The organism is Nonomuraea sp. ATR24 (assembly GCF_041950485.1).
Taxonomy (GTDB): Bacteria; Actinomycetota; Actinomycetes; order Streptosporangiales; family Streptosporangiaceae; genus Nonomuraea; species Nonomuraea ceibae.
Genome location: NZ_JBGNUU010000003.1, coordinates 545,994 through 564,909, shown reverse-complemented (window position 1 = coordinate 564,909; position 18,916 = coordinate 545,994). Strand labels below are relative to the sequence as shown.

At 72.4% G+C, this 18,916-nt stretch carries 23 protein-coding genes and 1 riboswitch; of the genes, 13 read left to right on the top strand and 10 right to left on the bottom strand.

From position 1 onward, the window contains the following. Nucleotide 1: 1 nt before the first annotated feature. The 4 genes from ACBI99_RS10215 to ACBI99_RS10200 all read left to right on the top strand — a co-directional run bounded on the left by ACBI99_RS10215 (nucleotide 2) and on the right by ACBI99_RS10200 (nucleotide 3,414). Nucleotides 2-511 carry a helix-turn-helix domain-containing protein gene (locus ACBI99_RS10215; RefSeq protein WP_357589520.1) on the top strand — a complete coding sequence of 170 codons (510 nt, stop codon included), beginning with the start codon at nucleotides 2-4 and terminating at the stop codon, nucleotides 509-511. Then, nucleotides 504-2,033 carry a glycerol-3-phosphate dehydrogenase/oxidase gene (locus ACBI99_RS10210; RefSeq protein ID WP_364169103.1) on the top strand — a complete coding sequence of 510 codons (1,530 nt, stop codon included), beginning with the start codon at nucleotides 504-506 and terminating at the stop codon, nucleotides 2,031-2,033. The genes ACBI99_RS10215 and ACBI99_RS10210 overlap by 8 nt, the downstream gene beginning before the upstream one ends. Before the next feature lie 53 nt (nucleotides 2,034-2,086). Beyond that, nucleotides 2,087-3,001, top strand: coding sequence for a sucrase ferredoxin (locus tag ACBI99_RS10205; RefSeq protein ID WP_375072162.1), 915 nt, complete (start codon nucleotides 2,087-2,089; stop codon nucleotides 2,999-3,001). A gap of 101 nt (nucleotides 3,002-3,102) precedes the next feature. Next, nucleotides 3,103-3,414, top strand: coding sequence for a WhiB family transcriptional regulator (locus tag ACBI99_RS10200; protein ID WP_125634885.1), 312 nt, complete (start codon nucleotides 3,103-3,105; stop codon nucleotides 3,412-3,414). 195 nt (nucleotides 3,415-3,609) lie between these two features. Here the strand turns inward: ACBI99_RS10200 and ACBI99_RS10195 are convergent, their stop codons facing one another. Together ACBI99_RS10195 and ACBI99_RS10190 are read right to left on the bottom strand one after the other, a co-directional pair. Further along, on the bottom strand, nucleotides 3,610-3,843 hold the full coding sequence (locus ACBI99_RS10195; protein WP_219506737.1) for a DUF397 domain-containing protein: 234 nt from the start codon (nucleotides 3,841-3,843) through the stop codon (nucleotides 3,610-3,612). A 125-nt stretch (nucleotides 3,844-3,968) separates the two neighbouring features. Then, entirely contained in the window at nucleotides 3,969-4,799 is an 831-nt protein-coding gene (locus tag ACBI99_RS10190) for a helix-turn-helix transcriptional regulator (protein WP_357589524.1), read from the bottom strand. A 208-nt stretch (nucleotides 4,800-5,007) separates the two neighbouring features. Between ACBI99_RS10190 and ACBI99_RS10185 the strand changes: the two genes are divergently transcribed. Then, nucleotides 5,008-5,481, top strand: a complete 474-nt coding sequence (locus tag ACBI99_RS10185; protein ID WP_375072161.1) for an ATP-binding protein — start codon at nucleotides 5,008-5,010, stop codon at nucleotides 5,479-5,481. An 8-nt stretch (nucleotides 5,482-5,489) separates the two neighbouring features. Here ACBI99_RS10185 and ACBI99_RS10180 read toward each other — a convergent pair whose 3' ends face one another. Together ACBI99_RS10180 and rsgA are read right to left on the bottom strand one after the other, a co-directional pair. Then, a complete protein-coding gene (locus ACBI99_RS10180) occupies nucleotides 5,490-6,119 on the bottom strand; it encodes a phosphoribosyltransferase family protein (RefSeq protein ID WP_219506743.1) in 630 nt (209 codons plus the stop codon). A gap of 527 nt (nucleotides 6,120-6,646) precedes the next feature. Further along, nucleotides 6,647-7,744 (bottom strand): ribosome small subunit-dependent GTPase A, encoded by a 1,098-nt coding sequence (rsgA, locus tag ACBI99_RS10175; protein WP_375072160.1) that lies wholly within the window; start codon nucleotides 7,742-7,744, stop codon nucleotides 6,647-6,649. 349 nt (nucleotides 7,745-8,093) lie between these two features. Here rsgA and ACBI99_RS10170 point away from each other — a divergent pair, with 349 nt between their 5' ends. Further along, nucleotides 8,094-8,582 (top strand): sigma-70 family RNA polymerase sigma factor, encoded by a 489-nt coding sequence (locus ACBI99_RS10170; RefSeq protein WP_375072240.1) that lies wholly within the window; start codon nucleotides 8,094-8,096, stop codon nucleotides 8,580-8,582. Further along, a complete protein-coding gene (locus tag ACBI99_RS10165) occupies nucleotides 8,579-9,295 on the top strand; it encodes an anti-sigma factor family protein (RefSeq protein WP_375072159.1) in 717 nt (238 codons plus the stop codon). The genes ACBI99_RS10170 and ACBI99_RS10165 overlap by 4 nt, the downstream gene beginning before the upstream one ends. A 273-nt stretch (nucleotides 9,296-9,568) precedes the next feature. Here the strand turns inward: ACBI99_RS10165 and glyA are convergent, their stop codons facing one another. From glyA to ACBI99_RS10145, 4 genes are all read right to left on the bottom strand, one after another. After that, nucleotides 9,569-10,819 (bottom strand): serine hydroxymethyltransferase, encoded by a 1,251-nt coding sequence (glyA, locus tag ACBI99_RS10160; protein ID WP_219519586.1) that lies wholly within the window; start codon nucleotides 10,817-10,819, stop codon nucleotides 9,569-9,571. A 25-nt stretch (nucleotides 10,820-10,844) separates the two neighbouring features. Beyond that, nucleotides 10,845-10,927, bottom strand: a riboswitch (ZMP/ZTP riboswitch). 23 nt (nucleotides 10,928-10,950) lie between these two features. After that, a complete protein-coding gene (locus tag ACBI99_RS10155; RefSeq protein WP_375072158.1) occupies nucleotides 10,951-12,456 on the bottom strand; it encodes a serine/threonine-protein kinase in 1,506 nt (501 codons plus the stop codon). 25 nt (nucleotides 12,457-12,481) lie between these two features. Beyond that, nucleotides 12,482-13,414, bottom strand: a complete 933-nt coding sequence (locus tag ACBI99_RS10150; protein ID WP_219519592.1) for a YihY/virulence factor BrkB family protein — start codon at nucleotides 13,412-13,414, stop codon at nucleotides 12,482-12,484. Nucleotides 13,415-13,474: 60 nt separating this feature from the next. Continuing rightward, on the bottom strand, nucleotides 13,475-13,849 hold the full coding sequence (locus tag ACBI99_RS10145; protein ID WP_219519595.1) for a YccF domain-containing protein: 375 nt from the start codon (nucleotides 13,847-13,849) through the stop codon (nucleotides 13,475-13,477). Nucleotides 13,850-13,910: 61 nt separating this feature from the next. On the opposite strand from ACBI99_RS10145, the gene ACBI99_RS10140 reads away from it, so the two are divergent. Next, nucleotides 13,911-14,039: a hypothetical protein gene (locus ACBI99_RS10140; protein ID WP_281427552.1), complete on the top strand. Its 129-nt coding sequence runs from the start codon at nucleotides 13,911-13,913 to the stop codon at nucleotides 14,037-14,039. Here ACBI99_RS10140 and ACBI99_RS10135 read toward each other — a convergent pair. Next, nucleotides 14,036-14,389, bottom strand: a complete 354-nt coding sequence (locus ACBI99_RS10135; RefSeq protein WP_246647105.1) for a glutaredoxin domain-containing protein — start codon at nucleotides 14,387-14,389, stop codon at nucleotides 14,036-14,038. The two genes, ACBI99_RS10140 and ACBI99_RS10135, sit on opposite strands and share 4 nt — an antisense overlap. Between ACBI99_RS10135 and ACBI99_RS10130 the strand changes: the two genes are divergently transcribed. The 5 genes from ACBI99_RS10130 to ACBI99_RS10110 all read left to right on the top strand — a co-directional run bounded on the left by ACBI99_RS10130 (nucleotide 14,361) and on the right by ACBI99_RS10110 (nucleotide 18,102). Beyond that, nucleotides 14,361-14,549 (top strand): putative leader peptide, encoded by a 189-nt coding sequence (locus tag ACBI99_RS10130; protein ID WP_375072157.1) that lies wholly within the window; start codon nucleotides 14,361-14,363, stop codon nucleotides 14,547-14,549. The two genes, ACBI99_RS10135 and ACBI99_RS10130, sit on opposite strands and share 29 nt — an antisense overlap. Before the next feature lie 103 nt (nucleotides 14,550-14,652). Continuing rightward, nucleotides 14,653-16,326, top strand: a complete 1,674-nt coding sequence (locus ACBI99_RS10125) for a nitrite/sulfite reductase (RefSeq protein WP_219519598.1) — start codon at nucleotides 14,653-14,655, stop codon at nucleotides 16,324-16,326. After that, a complete protein-coding gene (locus ACBI99_RS10120) occupies nucleotides 16,323-16,466 on the top strand; it encodes an Insertion element protein (RefSeq protein ID WP_219519600.1) in 144 nt (47 codons plus the stop codon). The genes ACBI99_RS10125 and ACBI99_RS10120 overlap by 4 nt, the downstream gene beginning before the upstream one ends. Next, the gene (locus ACBI99_RS10115; RefSeq protein WP_219519602.1) at nucleotides 16,463-17,191 is read left to right on the top strand and encodes a phosphoadenylyl-sulfate reductase; all 729 of its coding nucleotides are present in this window, start codon (nucleotides 16,463-16,465) and stop codon (nucleotides 17,189-17,191) included. Before ACBI99_RS10120 ends, ACBI99_RS10115 begins: the two co-directional genes overlap by 4 nt. A 92-nt stretch (nucleotides 17,192-17,283) precedes the next feature. Beyond that, complete coding sequence (locus tag ACBI99_RS10110; RefSeq protein WP_375072156.1) at nucleotides 17,284-18,102, top strand: sirohydrochlorin chelatase; 819 nt, start codon at nucleotides 17,284-17,286, stop codon at nucleotides 18,100-18,102. A gap of 85 nt (nucleotides 18,103-18,187) precedes the next feature. On the opposite strand, the gene ACBI99_RS10105 is transcribed toward ACBI99_RS10110, so the two are convergent. Continuing rightward, nucleotides 18,188-18,850, bottom strand: coding sequence for a DUF1707 domain-containing protein (locus ACBI99_RS10105; RefSeq protein ID WP_357589536.1), 663 nt, complete (start codon nucleotides 18,848-18,850; stop codon nucleotides 18,188-18,190). Nucleotides 18,851-18,916 lie beyond the last annotated feature (66 nt).

Below are 18,916 nucleotides of genomic sequence, written 5' to 3'. Positions count from 1 at the left end.
CATGCCGTCGATTCGTCACAATGAGGGCGTCCTGGACGCGGCCCGGGACTGCGTGCTGGCCTACGGGGTGCGGCGCACGACGCTGACCGACGTGGCGCGCCGGGCCGGGGTGTCGCGGATGACGATCTACCGCCACTGGCCGGACGTGCGCTCGCTGGTCGCGGACCTGATGACGCGCGAGTGGGTGGCGGCGATCGCCGGGCTGGACCTGTCGGACCCGGTGACGGCCGTGGTGACCGGGGTGCGGCGGCTGCGCGAGCACCCGCTGTGGCGCAAGATCGTCGAGGCGGACCCGGAGCTGCTGCTCCCCTACCTGCTGCACCGGCGGGGCGCCAGCCACGAGGCGGCCCTGGCGGCGCTGGAGCCCGCGCTGGGCGACGCCCGCAAGGCGCGGGCGGTGCTGCTGGTGGCGCAGGCGTGGCTGCTGTCGGCGCCGACGATGCTGGACCCGGTGACGCTCGACGAGCTGGACGCCGAACTGCGCACACTGCTGGAGGGTTACGTTGACTAAGCGAGACACCTCGCCGGACACCTCGCTGAACGCCGGCAGGAGGAGCCGCGAACTGGAGCTCGTGGCGGAGGAGCGGGTCGACGTGCTCGTCGTGGGGCTGGGCGCGACGGGCGCGGGGGCGGCGCTGGACGCGGCGTCCCGGGGGCTCAGCGTAGCGGCGATCGACGCCCACGACCTGGCGTTCGGCACGTCCAGATGGAGCTCCAAGATGATCCACGGCGGCCTGCGCTATCTCGCCAAGGGCCAGGTCGGGGTGGCGTACGAGAGCGCGGTCGAGCGCGGCTTCCTGCTCAGGCGCACGGCCCCGCACCTGGTCCGGGCGCATCCGTACGTGCTGCCGCTGACGCGGGAGGTGTCGCGGCGGCAGCAGGCGCTGGTGATGGCCGGCTACCGGCTGGGCGACGGGTTGCGCGCGGCGGCCCGCACGCCGCGGCGGCTGCTGCCCGGCCCGTCGCGGCTGACGGCGGAGCGCACGCGGCGGCTGGTCCCGGCGCTGGACGGCGAGGGCCTGCGCGGCGGGCTGCTGTCGTGGGACGGGCGGCTGCTGGACGACGCCCGGCTGGTCGTGGCCGTGGCCAGGACGGCGGCCGGGCAGGGCGCGCGGGTGCTGACCCGGTGCCGGGCGCTGGAGCTGACCGGCACGGGCGCGCGGGTGCGGGACGAATTGACCGGGCGCGAGTTCGCGATCAGGGCCCGGGTGGTGATCAACGCGACGGGCGTGTGGGCGGGCGGCCTGGACCCGTCGGTGCGGCTGCGGCCCTCGCGCGGGACGCACCTGGTGCTGCGGCCGGGCACGCTGCCGGGCATGTACGCCGGGATGCACGTGCCGATCCCGGGCGAGCGCAACCGGTTCGCGCTGGTGCTGCCGCAGCCCGACGGCCGGGTGCACGTGGGGCTGACGGACGTGGCGGTGGACGGGCCGGTGCCCGACGTGCCCGAGGCGCCCGAGGAGGACGTCAGGACGCTCCTGGAGGTGCTGAACGGGGTTGTCGGGGCTGAGGTGACACGGGAGGCGGTGGCGGGCGCGTACGCGGGCCTGAGGCCGCTCCTGGCGGCCGACGGACGGACGGCCGACCTGTCGCGGCGGCACGCGGTGCTCGCGGGCGACGGCGTGGTCACGGTGGTCGGCGGCAAGCTGACGACGTACCGGCGGATGGCCGAGGACGCGGTGGACCGCGCCGCGGAGCTGGCGGGGCTGCGCGCGGGCCGGTGCCGCACGGCCTCGCTCCCCCTGGTGGGCGCCGGGCCGGCGCGGCGGCCGTCGTCGGTGCCGGAGGGGGCGGCGGGCACGTGGCGGCGGCTGACCGAGCGCTACGGGGCCGAGGCCGCGGCGGTGTGGCCGCTCGTGCGCGACCACCCGGAGCCGGTCGGGCTCGGGTTGAGCGCGGGCGACCTGCTGTGGTCGGCGCGGCACGAGGGCGCGCTCGACGCCGCCGACCTGCTCGACCGGCGGACCCGGCTCGGGCTGGTGCCGGAGGACCGGCAGGCGGCGGCCGGAGCGGCGGAATCGGCGATCGCCTGACACCTCGCCATCCCGTTAGGTTAGTCTTACCTAATTCGCGGAAGGGGGACGGTGTGGCGAAGGGCTGTGAACACGCGGAGGGGTGCCACACCGGTGGCATACCCACCCTGGCCAGTGCGACGGTGGGGGCCAGGCTGTGGCTGCTCGTCGAGCACGAGGGCCCGTGGCCGGCCCGCCTGGAAAGCTCAGAACTTCCTGAGAACATCGCCAAACTCGTCACCAGAGCCCTCGAACGCGGTATCAGGCCGCAGCTGATCCGCCGTCCCGGACGCCGCACCCGCCCACGGAACCAGGACATCCGTGTGCTATTGGCGTACGGGGTCGGAGACGCGCCCTGGCTGGCCAGCGGTGTCGTCGCAGGTCCTGACGATCTTGACCTGGACGCGCTGGTGGCCGGAGTGGTCCCCGAGTCCTGCATACTTGAAGACGAGCCGGTATTTCTGGTGTGCACGCACGCCAAGCGCAACGCGTGCTGCGCCCGCATTGGATTGCCCCTCGCTCGGTCGCTGGCGGATTTTCTGCCGGACAGAGTGTGGGAAACGTCACACGTTGGCGGCGATCGCTACGCCGCCAACCTTGTGTGCTTGCCACACGGAATTTTCTACGGCAGCATGTCTCAGGCTGCTGCGATCGCAGCGGCAGACGCGTACCGGTCGGGCGAGGTCATTCTCGACCGTCTCCGGGGACGCGCAGGCATCCCTGAGCCATTGCAAGCCGTGGAGCACTTCGCCCGAGCCCATACGGGAGAGCGCTCCGTCGGCGCGGTGGCCGTGGAATCCTCAAGGTCGGACGGCGACGTCACCGAAGCCATCGTGCGCTGCGGAGACGTCCGGTTCCAGGTTGTGGTCAAGCCATCGGCGTGCCAAGCGCCGTGTGGCACGGGTTGCGCCGAGACGATCACCACCTACCGGCTGGTTTCGCTGGACAGGCTCACGCCTGTGCGGTACGCCACGCCAGCCCTCACCTGACCAAGGGAACATCACGGTCTCGCTTTGCGTTGGAACAGTGACGCCGAAAGCGTCCAATGCGGCTCAATTACCGAAATACCTCTCAAGAAGGTGGTTTTCTCATGTCTCAGGTACGTCGGCAGCTCGCCCGCCCGCGCCCCAGCTGGGGTTGGCAGGATGATGCCGCGTGCCGGGGTGAGGACCTCGTGCTCTTCTTCGGCCCTGACGGAGAGCGGCAGCCCGAGCGTGACGTACGTGAGCGGAAGGCCAAGGCGATCTGCGCCGGGTGCCCGGTCCGCAACGAGTGCCTGGACTACGCGCTGTCCCGTCCGGAGAAGTACGGCACGTGGGGTGGCCTGAACGAGGACGAGCGCGCCTCCGAGCGTCGCCGTCGCATGCGCCGCGCCGCCAGCGCCGGCATCTCCGCCGCCTGACACCCGGCAGCATTCCCCGCGCAGATCATCGCGTGATCACGCAGTTGTCCCGATGAACCGGAGCCTGGCACACCGCGCTCAGGCTCCGGCGAACCCGGTCGGGACAACTGCCTGATCAGGCAGCTCACCCCGCGCACGACGAAGCCGCCGTCCAATCCCGGACGGCGGCTTTCGCATGCCCTCGTTCAGACCGGCTCAGACCAGCAGGTCGTCGAACTCCCCGTCCTTGGCCCCGAGGACGAATGCGGTGATCTCCGCCCTGGTGTAGACCAGCGCCGGCCCGTCCGGGAAGCGTGAATTGCGCATCGCCACCTCGCCCGTGGGCAGGGGCGCCACCTCGACGCAGTTGCCGTTGGGATTGCTGCGCGCGCTCTTGCGCCAGACGACGGGCAGACGACGCGCGGGCGTTCCGTTGCGGAACTCAAGCATGGGGGCAGCTCCTCGGCCATACGGATGCACGTGCATCCGTGCTTACGAGCAGACAATACGGTGACGAGCCCATCGCCATATACGGGATGACCAAAAATCCGCTATGCCGTGGATCACACGCGTTTTCACCGGTCAAGCAGGCTCTCGAGGAACCGCCTGCTCTCCTTCGGCTCCTGAGCCTGCACGCTCAATCGGTCCATCACCTTGACGTAATGTTCGGACTCGGCCGCCTTGTCCAGATAGAGGGCGCTGGTGAGCTGCTCCATGTAGACCACGTCCGGCAGCTCGCGCTCCGGGAAGCGCAGGATGCTGAACGAGCCGCCCGCCGCCGCGTGCCCGCCCCGGTCGAACGGCATGACCTGCACCGTCACGTTGCGCTCCGCCGTCATGGCCAGCAGGTGCTCGATCTGCTCCCGCATGGCCTCCGGGCCGCCAGGCGCCCGCCGCAGCACAGCCTCGTCGATCACGGCCCACAGGTTGAGCCGGTCGTCCCCGGTCAGCCGCCGCTGGCGGGCCACCCGCAACTGCACCCGCCGGTCCAGCTCGTCCGGGGCCGCCCGCTCGTTGCCCAGCTCGATCACCGCCCTGGCGTAGGCCGGCGACTGCAGCAGACCGGGCACGAACTGGTTCTCGAACGTGCGGATGGCCGAGGCGGCGCCCTCCAGGCCGATGTACACCTCGAACCAGCTCGGCAGCAGATCACCGTACTTGTGCCACCAGCCCGGCGCGTTGGCCTGCTTGGCCAGCGCGATCAGCGGCGCCCGCTCGTCCGGGTCGGTGACCCCGTACAGCGTCAGCAGGTCGGCCACGTCGCGCTCCTTGAAGCTGACCTGGCCCAGCTCCAGCCTGCTGATCTTGGCGTGGGAGGCGCGGATCGAATAGCCGGCGTCCTCGCGCGAGATGCCGCGCTCGGTGCGCAGCCGGCGCAGCTGCGTCCCTAGCAGGATCCGCAGCACCGTCGGGCTCCCCGTCGAATGCTTCAGGATCGTGCTTCCGAGACCCTCGGCACTCTCGGCACTCTCTGCGCTCACGTCCATCGCTCCCAGATCATCTGCACGTGCAGATGCATTCTGCATCGGTAAACATCGAAAAGTCTTGCATCTGTGCCGCACGGTCGTAAAGATGGGGAATGGATCACCAGAAACCGCGCCTCGGGGGCCAAGGATGACGACTTTCGACGCCCGGCCGCAAGCCTCCAGCGCTACCCGGCCACCGGCGTGGCTGACGTCCGCGATACTGGACGGCCGCACCGGCGACGGCGACGCGGTCTTCCCCTTTCACGAACTCAGCTCGTTCGAGCCCGGGTGCGTGGCCATGGCCAGGCGATTCGTCGACCGCACGCTCGGCTCGTGGGGGGCGGAGCGGGCGGCCTTCGACGCCACCCTGGTCGTGTCCGAACTGGTGACCAACGCCATGCGCCACGGAGGCGGCGCCATCCAGCTCCGCCTCCTGCGCCACGGCGGCGAGGTGGCGTGCGTCGTCACCGACTACAGCTCCACGCCGCCGTCGCCCGCGGGCGCCGACATCTTCTCCGAGTACGGGCGCGGGCTGCGGCTCGTCGAAGCGCTCTGCTCCGGCTGGGGCTGGGTCGCCCCGGGCGGCCCCGGCAAGATCGTGTGGGCCGTCCTGCCCGCCTGACGTCACCCTCACCGGTTCCGGTCCAGCACGTCCAGCACGTCGGCGTCGGACAACTGCTCGAAGTGCGCGTACCACTGGCCCACCGCCCGGAAGTCGGGCGGCTCGATGAGCACCACCACCTCGTCCGCCTCCCGGCGCATCGCCTCGACCGTCTCCGGCGCTCCCACCGGCACCGCCAGCGTCACCCGCGCCGGGCGCGCCGCCGCCACCGCCCGCAGCGCCGCCCGCGCCGTCGCCCCCGTCGCCAGCCCGTCGTCGGCCACCACCACCTCGCGCCCCGCCAGCTCCGGCAGCGGCCGATCCCCCCGGTACGCCGCCACCCGGCGGGCCAGCTCACGCCGCTCCGCCTCCACCACCTCGGCCAGCGCCCCCGGCGTCAGCCCCAGCCGGGCCAGCAGCGCGCCGTCGAACACCGGCTCACCGCCCTCGGCGATCGCCCCCACCCCCAGCTCCGGCTGCGGCGGGTAGCCGATCTTACGGGTGACGAGCACGTCCAGCGTCCCGCCGAGCCGCCGCACGATCGGCTCGGCCACCGTCACCCCGCCGCGCGGCAGCGCCAGCACCACCGGCTCGGGCACCTCCAGCCGCTCGGCCAGCAACCTCCCGGCCTCGGCCCGATCGGCGAACATCCGCTCCATACGTCCCCCGTACCCGCAACACCCCACTTCCCACGATCCCACCTTTGGGACGCCCGCCCTTTCGGGCCGTGCCCACCGAAAGCCCTCTCACGGAGGACCCGCCCCCTCAGAGAGACACCCCTTGCCGGAAGGAGCCGTTCTCTCGGGTAGCCCCCGGCGGAATCACCCCTTTCCGACGGGAGCGCACCCCCTGAAGGCAACGCCCTCCCGGGGAACGGCCCCGAGGGCGTGGGCCTTGCGGGGGCGTGGGCCTTGCGGGGGCGTGGGCCTTGCGGGGGCGTGGGCCTTGCGGGGGCGTGGGCCTTGCGCCGGGCGGTCCCGGGTGCGGCCCTCCGGGGGCAGCCCTCGGCGGCCGCGCTCCCGGAGCTCCCTTCCGGAGGGCGGCGGCCTTCTCCGGAGGGAGCGGGCCCCGTAGGGCGGCCCGCCCCCAGCGGGAGCGGGCCCCGTACGGCGGCCCGCCCCGAGGGCCCGACCGGCCCGGGGGCGGTCGGCCCCTCTGCGCGGGGTGTGCCGCTTGCCGGGTGGGGTCAGGGGCGGTTGCGGCCGGAGCGGCGCATTTCCTTGTGGATGACCTTCCACCGGTTCTGCAGGTCCTTGCGGAGGCGGGCGTCGGTGCGGGCGGCCATCCAGGCGGCCTCCCGCTGGAGCTTGCGCCAGCTCTGCAGGCGCCGTTCGGGCAGCTCGCCGGAGTCGACGGCGGCCAGCACGGCGCACCCGGGCTCGCTGTCGTGCCCGCAGTCCTGGAAGCGGCAGCGGGACGCGAGCTCCTCCAGGTCGGCGAAGACGAGGTCCACGCCCTCGCTCATCTCGTACAGGCCGACCCGCCGGATGCCGGGCGTGTCGATGACGAGGCCGCCGCCGGGCAGCGGGATGAGCTCCCGGTGCACGGTGGTGTGCCGGCCGCGTCCGTCGGCGGCGCGTACCTGCTGGGTGTCCATGACGCCGTCGCCGGCGAGGGCGTTGACGAGCGTGGACTTGCCGGCGCCGGACGGGCCGAGGATGACGGCGGTGCGTGAGCCGTCGAGGTAGCCGCGTACGAGCTCGACGCCCTCGCCGCGCAGCGAGGAGACGGCGTGCACGTCGACGCCGGGGGCGGCGGCGCGCACGTCGGTCAGGAGCTCGTCGAGCCCCTGCTCGAACAGGTCGGCCTTGGTGACGAGCACGACGGGCGTGCCGCCGGACTCCCAGGCGAGCGCCACGAGGCGTTCGATGCGGCCGAGGTCTGCGTAGTCGGTGGAGTGCATGGACGGTTCGGCGACGAAGACGATGTCGACGTTGGCGGCGAGCACCTGGCCCTGGCCGTCGCCGGACAGGCCGCCGCGCGAGTCGCGGCTGACGCCGCCCCGGACGAACGCGGTCGTCCTGGGCAGCACCCCGTCGAGCTCGTAGCGGCCTTCGGGCAGCGCGCGCAGCGCCACCCAGTCGCCGACGCACGGCAGCGCGACGGGGTCCTGGGCGGCGGCCCGGCGCACGCGGGCGCCGTAGCGGGCGTTGTGCTGGCCGTCGGCGGCGATGACCTCGGCGGCGCCGCGGTCGACCCGCGAGACCCGGCCGGGGACGGCGCCGTCGGGCAGCTCGGCGGCGCGGGACGCGGTCCAGCCGAGCAGGGAAAGATCGTGAAGCAACGGATTACACCTTTGGCGGAGAAGGAATGCCGGGTGACTAGAGGAGTCCCCGGAGGATGTCGGACGGCACGCAGCACAGGACAATCCGCATGGGTCCTCACCTCCTTCTCGATCCGTTTCGCGAGGCGACTTTACGGCACCCGCCGGGAGGGACGCAATCCGGTTTTCGGACGCCGCCCGGCCGCCCCGGTTGAACCCGGGCGGGGACGCGGGCCGTACCCCCTGCCGACGGACGCGAGAAAGGGGAAAGATGCGACTGAGCACGTATCCCCCACCCTCGGCAGAGGGGGCAGCCCCCATGCGGTTACGGCACTGGATGAGGCGGGCGCGGCCCGACCCGGAGGTGGTCGTGTCCGCGCTCTACCGGCAGTATCACGGGCCGCTGCTGGCGTTCGTGGTCCGGCTGACGGCGGGTGACCGGCAGTGGGCGGAGGACGTGGTCCAGGAGACCATGATCCGGGCCTGGCGCAGCGCCGAGCGGCTGGATCCTGACGCGGCCTCGCTCATGCCCTGGCTCGCGACCGTCGCCAGACGTATCGTGATCGATGACCGGCGGCGGCGGGAGTCGCGCCCGGCGGAGCTGGGCGACGGGCCGCTGGAGAGCCTGCCCGTGCCCGACGAGATGGAGAAGCTGCTGCACCAGGTGGTCGTGTCCGAGGCGCTTCGGGCGCTGTCGCCGGCCCATCGCGAGATCCTCAACGAGACGATCCTGCGGGACCGGTCGGTCAACGACGCCGCCGAGGCGCTCGGCATCCCCGTGGGCACCGTGAAGTCCCGGGTCTACTACGCGGTCCGGGCGCTGCGGGTGGCGCTGGAGGAGAGGGGGGTGACGGCATGACCGCGCGTGTGGAGCACACCGATGTCGGCGCCTACGCCCTGGGCCTGCTGGAGGACGACGACAGGCGGGCGTTCGAGGAGCATCTGGCGCACTGCCGGTCGTGTGTGACGGAGTTGTCGGAGCTGTCCGGGGTGGCGCAGGCGCTGACCGGGCTGGGTCCGCTGGAGGACGAGCCGCCGCGGGGTGAGGAGCCCGCCGAGGTGATCGACCTGCTGCGCCGCAAGCAGGCGGCCGACCGGCGGTCGCGCCGGGGCACGTTCCTGGTGGGGGTGGCGGCGGCGGTGACGCTGGTGGCGGGCGGGCTGGTGGCGGGCGCCCAGTTCGGCGGCGGCTCGCCGGCCGCGCCCGTCGCCTCGCCGCACGACGGCGTCGGCCCGGCCGAGCGGTTCTACGCCGCGGGCACGCCGGTCGAGGGCGTCGGCAGCGGCGGCGTGACGGGCGGGCTGGTGCTGGAGTCGAAGGGCTGGGGCACGCACGCGGCGCTCAAGCTGGCGGGGGTCAAGGGGCCGCTGGAGTGCGCGCTGGTCGCGGTGTCGCGCGACGGCGACCGCCGCATCATGATGGGCTGGGCCGTCCCGCCCGCCGGCTACGGCGTGCCGGGCTCTCCCGGGCCGCTGTACGTGCACGGCGCGAGCGCGCTGCCGCTCGACCGGATCGACCACTTCGAGGTGGTCACCACCGAGGGCGCCACCCTGCTGACCGTGAAGGTGTGACGGAGGCGGTCCAGGTACGGAGGATTTCCCGTCGTCCGTTGAACCCGGGGCCGCCCGCCGTCCGTACTGCTTTCGTACGACGAGTACGTGACCGGCGTGATCAGGGGACACGCCGGTCACCTCCGGGACGAACCACCCACGGCCGACGGCGGCCTTCCCCGCTCGCCGGTCGGCCCTCGCTCCGGGGCATCCGGCCCGCCCCGGGAGCGACGGCGCCCCGCCGCACGAGAGAGCCCGTGCGGCGGGGCGTTCCCGGTCGCCCGGGGGACTCGCTTACAGGCCCGGCGCGGGGAACTGCGCGGTCAGCTCGCTGACCTCGCGGTGCACGCGGGTGATCACGTCCTCGGCGTCGCCCTTGGACAGCGCGGTGACGACCTCGTCCATCCAGGCGCCGATCTGCCGCATCTCGGCCTCGCGCATGCCGCGCGAGGTGACGGACGGGGTGCCGATGCGGATGCCCGACGGGTCGAACGGCTTGCGCGTGTCGAACGGCACCGTGTTGTAGTTGGTCTCCAGCCCGGCCCGGTCGAGCGCCTGGGCGGCCGGCTTGCCGCCGATGCCCTTGGGCGTCAGGTCGAGCAGGATCAGGTGGTTGTCGGTGCCGCCGGAGACCAGGTCGAAGCCGCGCGAGGCGAGCTCGTCGGCCAGCGCCTTGGCGTTGGCGACGACCTGGTGGGCGTAGGCCTTGAAGTCGTCGGTGGACGCCTCGCGCAGGGCGACGGCGATGGCCGCGGTGGTGTGGTTGTGCGGGCCGCCCTGCAGGCCGGGGAAGACGGCCTTGTTGAGCGCGGCGGCGTGCTCGTCGGCGGTGGCCATGAGCATGGCGCCGCGGGGGCCGCGCAGCGTCTTGTGGGTGGTGGTGGAGATCACGTCGGCGTGGCCGACCGGCGACGGGTGGGCGCCGCCGGCGACGAGGCCGGCGATGTGCGCGATGTCGGCGGCCAGCACGGCGCCCACCTCGCGGGCGATCGCGGCGAAGCCCTCAAAGTCGATCGTGCGCGGGATGGCGGTGCCGCCGCAGAAGATGAGCTTGGGCCGGTGCTCCAGGGCCAGCTCGCGGACCTGGTCGAGGTCGATGCGGCCGGTGTCCTGGCGGACGCCGTAGCGGACCGGGTTGAACCACTTGCCGGTGGCCGAGACCGACCAGCCGTGCGTGAGGTGGCCGCCGAACGGCAGGCCCATGCCCAGCACGGTGTCGCCCGGCTGCAGGAACGCCATGTAGATGGCCAGGTTGGCGGGCGAGCCGGAGTAGGGCTGGACGTTGGCGTGGTTGACGCCGAACAGCGCCTTGGCGCGGTCGACGGCCACGGTCTCGATCTGGTCGATGACCTGCTGGCCCTCGTAGTAGCGCTTGCCGGCGTAGCCCTCGGAGTACTTGTTGGTCAGGACGGTGCCGGTCGCCTCGAGCACCGCCTTGGACACGTAGTTCTCCGAGGCGATGAGCTTGACCGTGTCGGCCTGGCGGCGCTCCTCGGCCTTGATGAGCTCGGCGATCTGCGGGTCGACGCTAGCGAGAGAACTCATGAGTCTCCTGTCATCATTGACATCCTGCGAAGACCCAGGCGCACGGCCTCCGCTCCTTCCGCTCCCTGGTGGTCGATCCCACCGATTGCGCCAGTCGCGACGCCTTGACGATATCGGAAGCGCGGGGGCTGTCAGCTCGGGGTGATGGCCACGTTCCTGATGACGCCGAGCGGGCCCATGTCGACGTCGACGCGGGCGACGTCCTCGGGCACGTTCGCGTAGATGGCGTAGAGCTGGACCTGGTCGCCGCCCTGGAAGGGGGCGACGGGCAGGTCGGTGCAGTCGCAGCCGCCGTCCTTGCTCGCCGGGTAGATCGGCGAGCCGACGCCGGGCGGGACCAGGCTGACCCGCGAGGCGGTGGAGTCGAGGGCGCCTCGGCCGAGCTTGCCCGCGAGGGGCGCGTTCTCCTCGCCGACGTTCTTGACGGTCCACTGCAGGCGGACGGTGCCGCCCTGCCGGACGAGGGAGTCGACCTGGACGCTCAGCCTGCTGCCGAGCGCGTCGATCGTGCTGGCGGCGGCGGGGGTGCCGGGCTCGCCGGCGGCCTGTTCCCAGGGGCGCAGGACGGCCACGGTGACGCCGGCGCCGACGGCGGCGGCCAGCAGCGCGGTCACCACGGGCACCCACCGCCGCCCGCGCCCTGCCGCCCCACCGCGCCGCCCGGCCGGTCCGGGTCCCGGCCGGCCGTCACCGTTCCCGCCGCCGTTCCCGCCGCCGGGGCCCGCCGGGAAGGAGCTCGCGGGGAAGGAGCTCGCGGGGTAGGACGCCGCGGGCGCGCCGCCGGCCGGCGCCAGGACGGGCGTCCACGTCTCCGACACCACCCGCGTGGCGGCGTCCACCTGGACCTCCGTACGGCCCAGCAGCCGGTCGAGGAGCTGCTGGGCGGTGGGCCGCCGGGCGGGGTCCTTGTCCAGGGCGCGCTCGACCAGCGAGCGGATGCGCTCGTCCAGCCCGTCGAGCACGGGCGCGTGGTTGACCACCCGGTAGACGACCTCGGCGACGCCCCCGGTGCCGAACGGCGGCCTGCCGGTGCCCGCGTACGCCATCAGCGCGCCCCACGCGAAGACGTCGCCGGCGGGGGTGACGGGCTCGCCCCTGGCCTGCTCGGGCGACATGTACGCGGGCGTGCCCATGCTCTGCGCGACCGTGAAGGGCAGGTCGGCGGTGTCGGCGAGCTGCGCGATGCCGAAGTCGATCACGCGCGGCCCCACGGGGCTCAGCAGCACGTTCGACGGCTTGAGGTCGCGGTGCACGACGCCGGCCTGGTGGATGGCGGCCAGCGCGGTGGCCACGCCCACGGCCAGCGCCTCCAGGTTGGAGCCCGTCATGGGCCCGTGCCGCCGGATCACCCCGGCCAGGTCGGGACCCTCGACGAACTCGGTGACGAGGTAGGCCGTGCCGCCGTCGAACCCGGCGTCGAGCACGGGCGCGGTGCAGAACCGGGCGACCCGCCGGGCCGCCTCCGCCTCCTTGCCGAACCTGCGCCGGAACTCCTCGCGGGCCGCGAGCTCGGGCCGCATCATCTTCAGCGCGACCTGCCTGCCGGACCCGTCGCGGGCCAGGTGGACGAAGCCCATCCCGCCCTCGCCGAGCTTGCGGAGCAGGACGTACGGACCGACCCTCTGCTGCGCCTCCATCGGGGCGATTATGGCGGAACGACGGTCATTTCGCACGGCCGAGGCCGGGCCAGAGCCGGTCGACCTCGGCGTTCAGGATGGCCCCGATGAGCACGGCCAGCGCGGTGATGTAGAGCCAGAGCAGCACCGCGATGGGCGCCGCGAGCGACCCGTACACCGAGACGGGCGTGAACCAGGCGGCCAGCACGCCGCGCAGCACGGCGGCGCAGACGATCCACAGGATGAGCGCGAGGATCGCGCCGGGCAGCTCGCGGTACCACTTCGTGCGCACGGGGACGCTCACGTGGTAGAGCACGGTCAGGAAGAGCACCGAGCCGACGATCACCACCGGCCAGTAGAGCACGTCGATGAGCACGCCGTACTGGCCCGGCAGCACGCCCCGCAGCAGCGTCGGCCCGATGACCAGGATCGGCATCACGATGATGCCGATGACCAGCCCGACCACGTACAGGCCGAACGACATGAGGCGGGTGCGGATGATGCCGCGTTCCTCGCCCAGGCCGTAGGCGACGGAGATGAGGTCCACGTACACGTACAGGGCGCGCGAGCCCGACCACAGCGACAGCAGGAAGCCCAGCGAGATGATCGACACCTTGCTCGCGTCGTCGCGCAGCACGTCGGCCAGCAAGGGGCGGACGACGCCGGTGACGGCGTCGTCGGTGAACAGCAGCCCGGCCTGGTCGATCACCCACGCCTCGATGTCGCGCACGCGCTGCCTGCCGAGCCAGGTGCCGAGCTTGGCCAGCACGCCGATGAGTCCCAGGACGAACGGGGGCAGCGACAGCAGGGCGAAGAACGCGGCCTCGCCCGCCAGGCCGGTGACCCGGTAGTTGACGCCGGCGTTGGTCGCGGCGCGGGCGGTCGCCCACGACCTCGTGTCGCGCACCCAGCTCAGCCTCGCCCGGGCTTGGGCGGCGAGCCGCCTCTTGGACCGGCCAGGCGCATCCGTGGACGTCATGGCACCCAACGCTATTTCGCAGTGACTCTCGGGGACAGCTTACGTCCCCCTCGTCCTGCCCTAGGCGTTGTCGACGATGCGTGCGCCCAGCGGGAGAAGTGAGACGGGGATCATCTTGATGTTGGCCACGCCCAGCGGGATGCCGATGACGGACACGAACAGCGGGATGGACGTGAGCACGTGCCCGATCGCCAGCCAGATGCCCGCGACCAGGAACCAGATCACGTTGCCGATCAGCGTCAGCGCCCCGGCCTCGGGGTCGCGCACCACGGTCCTGCCGAACGGCCACAGCGCGTAGGCGGCGATCCGGAACGAGGCGATGCCGAACGGGATCGTGATGATGAGGACGCAGCAGACGATCCCGGCGAGCGCGTAGCCGATGGCGAGCCAGATGCCGGCGAACACGAGCCAGATGACGTTGAGGATGGTGCGCATGGTCACAGCATGTCACCGTGCGTACCCGGCCCACATCGGGGATCACCCTGATAATGCAGGGGTGATCTGCGAACGCTGCAAGGAACGACGTCACGACGAGTGCCGGGGCGGGTCGTGGTGCGACTGCCAGCACCAGGAGCCCGAGCCGGAGCCGGACGAGCCCGTCGTCAACTGGCTGCGCCAGGGCTAGCCGGCCTGACCGGCGGCCTCCAGGAGCTGCCGCCTCGACGGGTTGACCAGCACCCGGCCGCCCACGGTGACGGTGGGCACCGTCTCGTCGCCGCCGTTGACCGACCGGACGAACGCCGCCGCCTCGGGGTCGCGCCAGATGTTCACCTCGGCGTAGGCGAGCGGCGTGAACCGCAGCCCGGTGCGCAGCCGCATGCAGTAGCGGCAGCCCGGCCGCCAGTAGACGACGACGCCCGCGCGGTCCGCCCCGCTGTGGGAGGCCGAGCGCCCCCGGCGCGGCAGATTGGCGAGCACCGTCCAGGCGACGTAGAGGGCCGCGACGATGAGCAGGGCCGTCATCAGGGGAGACATACCGCGAACGTACCGGGCGAGTCCAGAGTCTGGACCCGGTCTTGGACATCGATCGCCGCCGGGGTATCTTCGAGGCATGCCAGCGGACCCCATGCTCGTCGGCCGACGCCACGTCGACCTTCAGCGTGTCCGCAGTGCCATCTGTTGCGACGCCCGGTAACCGCAGATTTCTTCCGCTGAGCGCGTCGCACCTCCTCTCCCCTGCACTCGATGACGAGGCAGGAGGAACGCTGCGCGCGCCCATAAACCCAAAAGGACGCGCAATGAGCACCCCTGCCAGCCGGCACCACAAGCGCCCGCGCGGCGAAGGCCAGTGGGCCCTCGGTTACCGAGAGCCGCTGAACAAGAACGAAGAGAGCAAGAAGGCCGACGACGGGCTCAACGTCCGCCAGCGGATCATCGACATCTACTCCAAGGGCGGCTTCGACTCGATCGACCCCGCCGACCTGCGCGGCCGCTTCCGCTGGTACGGCCTCTACACCCAGCGCAAGCCCGGCATCGACGGCGGCAAGACGGCGATCCTCGACCCGGAGGAGCTCGACGACCGCTACTTCATGCTGCGGGTGCGCATCGACGGCGGCCAGCTCGACATCCGCCAGCTCCGCGTCATCGCCGACCTGTCCAACGAGTACGCGCGCGGCACCGCCGACATCACCGACCGGCAGAACGTGCAGCTCCACTGGGTGGAGATCGAGTCGGTGCCCGACATCTGGGAGCGGCTGGAGGCCGTCGGCCTGAGCACGACCGAGGCGTGCGGCGACACCCCGCGCGTGATCATCGGGTGCCCGGTGGCCGGGATCGACGCCGAAGAGGTGATCGACGCCAGCGCCCAGATCCGCGAGCTGAACGAGAAGTTCATCGGCAATCCCGCCTACTCCAACCTGCCGCGCAAGTTCAAGACGGCGCTCAGCGGCTGCTCGGCCCACTGCACCGTGCACGAGATCAACGACGTGGCGTTCGTCGGCGTCGTCAACGAGCAGGGCGAGCGGGGCTTCGACCTGTGGGTCGGCGGCGGCCTGTCGACCAACCCGATGCTGGCCAAGCGGCTCGGCGTGTTCATCGCCCCCGAGCGGGCGGCCGACGTCTACGCGGGCGTGATCGGCATCTTCCGCGACTACGGCTACCGGCGGCTGCGGCACCGGGCGCGGCTGAAGTTCCTGGTCAACGACTGGGGCGTGGAGAAGTTCCGCGAGGTCCTGGAGACGGAGTACGTCAAGGAGAAGCTGCCCGACGGCCCCGCGCCCGCGCTGCCCCGCGCCAACCGGCGTGACCACGTCGGCGTCCACCCGCAGCACGACGGCAACTTCTACGTCGGCTTCGCGCCCCGCGTGGGCCGCCTCGACGGCGACAAGCTGCGCCTGATCGCCGACATCGCCGAGCGCCACGGCTCCGACCGGGTGCGCACCACCGTCGAGCAGAAGATGGTCATCCTCGACGTCGCCCCCGACCAGGTCGACTCGATCGTCGCCGAGCTGGAGGCCAACGACCTCAAGGTCAACCCCTCGACGTTCCGCCGCCAGACGATGGCCTGCACCGGCATCGAGTTCTGCAAGCTGGCGATCGTCGAGACCAAGGCCAGCGCCTCCCGGCTGATCGACGAGCTGGAGCGGCGGCTGCCGACGTTCGACGAGCCGCTGACCATCAACGTCAACGGCTGCCCCAACTCCTGCGCCCGCATCCAGACCGCCGACATCGGGCTCAAGGGCCAGCTCGTCATGGACGAGAACGGCAACCAGGTCGGCGGCTACCAGATCCACCTGGGCGGCTCGCTGGGCGTCAACTCCGGCTTCGGGCGCAAGGTGCGCGGCCTCAAGACCACCGTCGAGGGCCTGCCCGATTACGTGGAGCGCGTCGTGACGCACTACGACGAGCAGAAGAAGGAAGGCGAGACGTTCGCCGACTGGGTGCAGCGCGCCGACGAGGCGGACCTCAAATGACCGCACGCGCCGTGCCCTTCCACTGCCCCTACTGCGGAGATGAGGACCTCGAACCGTACGAAGGCGACGGCGGCTGGTACTGCCGCGCCTGCTCGCGCGCCTTCAAGCTGAAGTTTCTCGGAATCGGGGTGAACCTGTGACGCTCGTCGACATCGAGGCCGGGCTGACGCAGCAACGCGGCACGCTGGACCTGCAGGACATCGTCGAGTCGGCCGCCGTCTTCCTGGAGGACGCGCCCGCCCGCGAGATCATCCGCTGGGCGGCGGCGACGTTCGGCGACCGGCTCTGCCTGACCTCCTCCATGAGCGACGCCCTGCTCATCGACCTGGTGAGCCGGGTCAAGCCGGGCGTGGACGTGCTCTTCATCGACACCGGCTACCACTTCGCCGAGACCGTGGGCACCCGCGACGCGGTCCAGCAGGTCTACGACGTGAACGTGATCAACGTCAAGCCGTCGCGCACCGTCCAGGAGCAGGACCGCGACCTCGGGCCGCGCCTGTTCGGCCGCAACCCCGATCTGTGCTGCTACCTGCGCAAGGTCGAGCCGCTCAACCGGGCCCTGGAGCCCTACCTGGCGTGGATCTCCGGCATCCGCCGCGACGAGTCCGCCACCCGGACCGGCACCAAGGTCGTCGAATGGGACGCCAAGCGGCAGATGGTCAAGGTCAACCCGATCGCCTCCTGGACCCAGGACGACGTCGACAACTACATGGCCGACAACGGGGTGCTGATCAACCCGTTGCACTACGACAACTACCCCTCGATCGGCTGCGCGCCGTGCACGCGCCAGGTCGCCGAGGGGGAGGATCCGCGCAGCGGCCGCTGGGCGGGGCTGGGGAAGGTCGAATGCGGCATTCACCTGTAACTCCCGGCCGCCGGCCCGCCCCGTTGGCAGACGGGGCGGGCCAAGGCGGGCCGCTCGGCTCTCCGCCCGGCGGCGGGGTGCCGCTGGTCGCCGTGGCTCACGGGTCGCGCGACCCGAGGGCCGCCGCGACGGTCGAGGCGCTGCTGGAGGAGGTGCGGCGGGCGCGGCCCGGACTGCCGGTGCGCGGCGCGTACCTGGACCACTCGGCGCCGACGCTGGCGCAGGCGCTGCACGGGCACGCGGAGGCCGTGGTGCTGCCGCTGCTGCTGACGGCGGCCTACCACAGCCGTGTCGACCTGCCGGCGGCGCTCAACGAGGCGCGTGCCCGCGATCCGCTGCTGCGCGTCCACTACGGCGACACGCTCGGCCCCCACCCGCTGCTGGTGTCCGTCCTGGAGCGCCGGCTGGCGGAGGCGGGCGTGACGCCGGGCGATCCCGGCACGGCGGTGGTGCTCGTCTCGGCGGGCTCCAGCGACGCGCGCGCCAACGCGGTCGTCGCGGCCCTGGCCCGCACCTGGCGCCCCTCCCCCGGCCGTGCGAGCGGCCCATTGAGCGGCCCCACGAGCGGCCCTTTGAGCGGCCCTTTGAGCGGCCCCTTGGGCGGCCGCGCAACGGGCCCTGTCAGCGGTGGCGGCGGCTGGTGGGCGGTGACGGCGGCGTACGCGTCGGCCGCCGGGCCGACGCCCGCGGAGGCGGTCGCGCTGCTCAGGCGGGCGGGCGCGCCCCGCGTGGCGGTGGCGCCCTACCTGCTGGCCCCCGGCTACTTCGCCGACAAGGTGCGGCGCGACACGCTGGCCGCCGGCGCCGACGTGGTCGCCGACGTGCTCGGCCCTGCCCCGGAGCTGGCCCAGGTGGTGCTGCGGCGCTACGAGGCCGCGCTGCGCGCCCCCGTGGACGCGGCGGCCTCATGAGCTGATCCCCGCCGCCCGGCGTGAACGGGCGGCGGGCCCGTCAGCAGCCCCGGTCTCAGCAGCCCGGGTCTCAGCAGCCCGGGTCTCAGTAGCCCCGGTCGAGGGAGCGGCGCTCGTTCCAGTCGTCGCCGTGCAGCTCCCGCCAGTGCTCGCGCCAGGCCGACCAGCGCCGCTTGAGCGGCTTGGCCCGCGAGTCGCCGAGCACCTTGACGTCGCCCATCACCGCGTAGGCGTGCACGCGCACGACGGGCGCGCTGGTGCCGGGTGCGGCCTCCTGCACGTCGACGCGCTTGTCGCCCATGATGGCCACGCCGTCGAGGTCCACGTTGACCCCGTCAGGCACGATGATCTTCACGTCGCCCATCACGGACACGGCGGTGATCTCCACCAGATCGGTGCGCACCTCGGCCTCGCGCAGGTCGAGCAGCACGTCGCCCATCACCGCGACGGCGCCGAGCTCCTGGTCGATGCGCCAGGTGCCGCGCCGCTTGGTGTCGCCCATGATGCCCACGAACCAGCGCCGCTTCCTGCCCTCGCGCGGCTGGACCTGACCGGGGACGGCCGGGGCCGCGGGCAGGTCCTGGGTGAGCAGGGCCAGCTCGGCGTGCGTGGTGGCGGTGTAGGCGGCCTCGGTGCGGTCGGTCAGCTCGGCGAGCGTGAGCCGTCCTTCGACGGAGGCCTCCCGCAGCATCTCCACCACGGCTTCCCGCTCGGCGTCGGAGGCCCGTACCTCCCCAGGGTCAGTCATACTCGCAACATATCGCGTTTGCGGGGGTTTGCGATCCTCCCGAAGAAGGAATCGGCATCCCCCGAA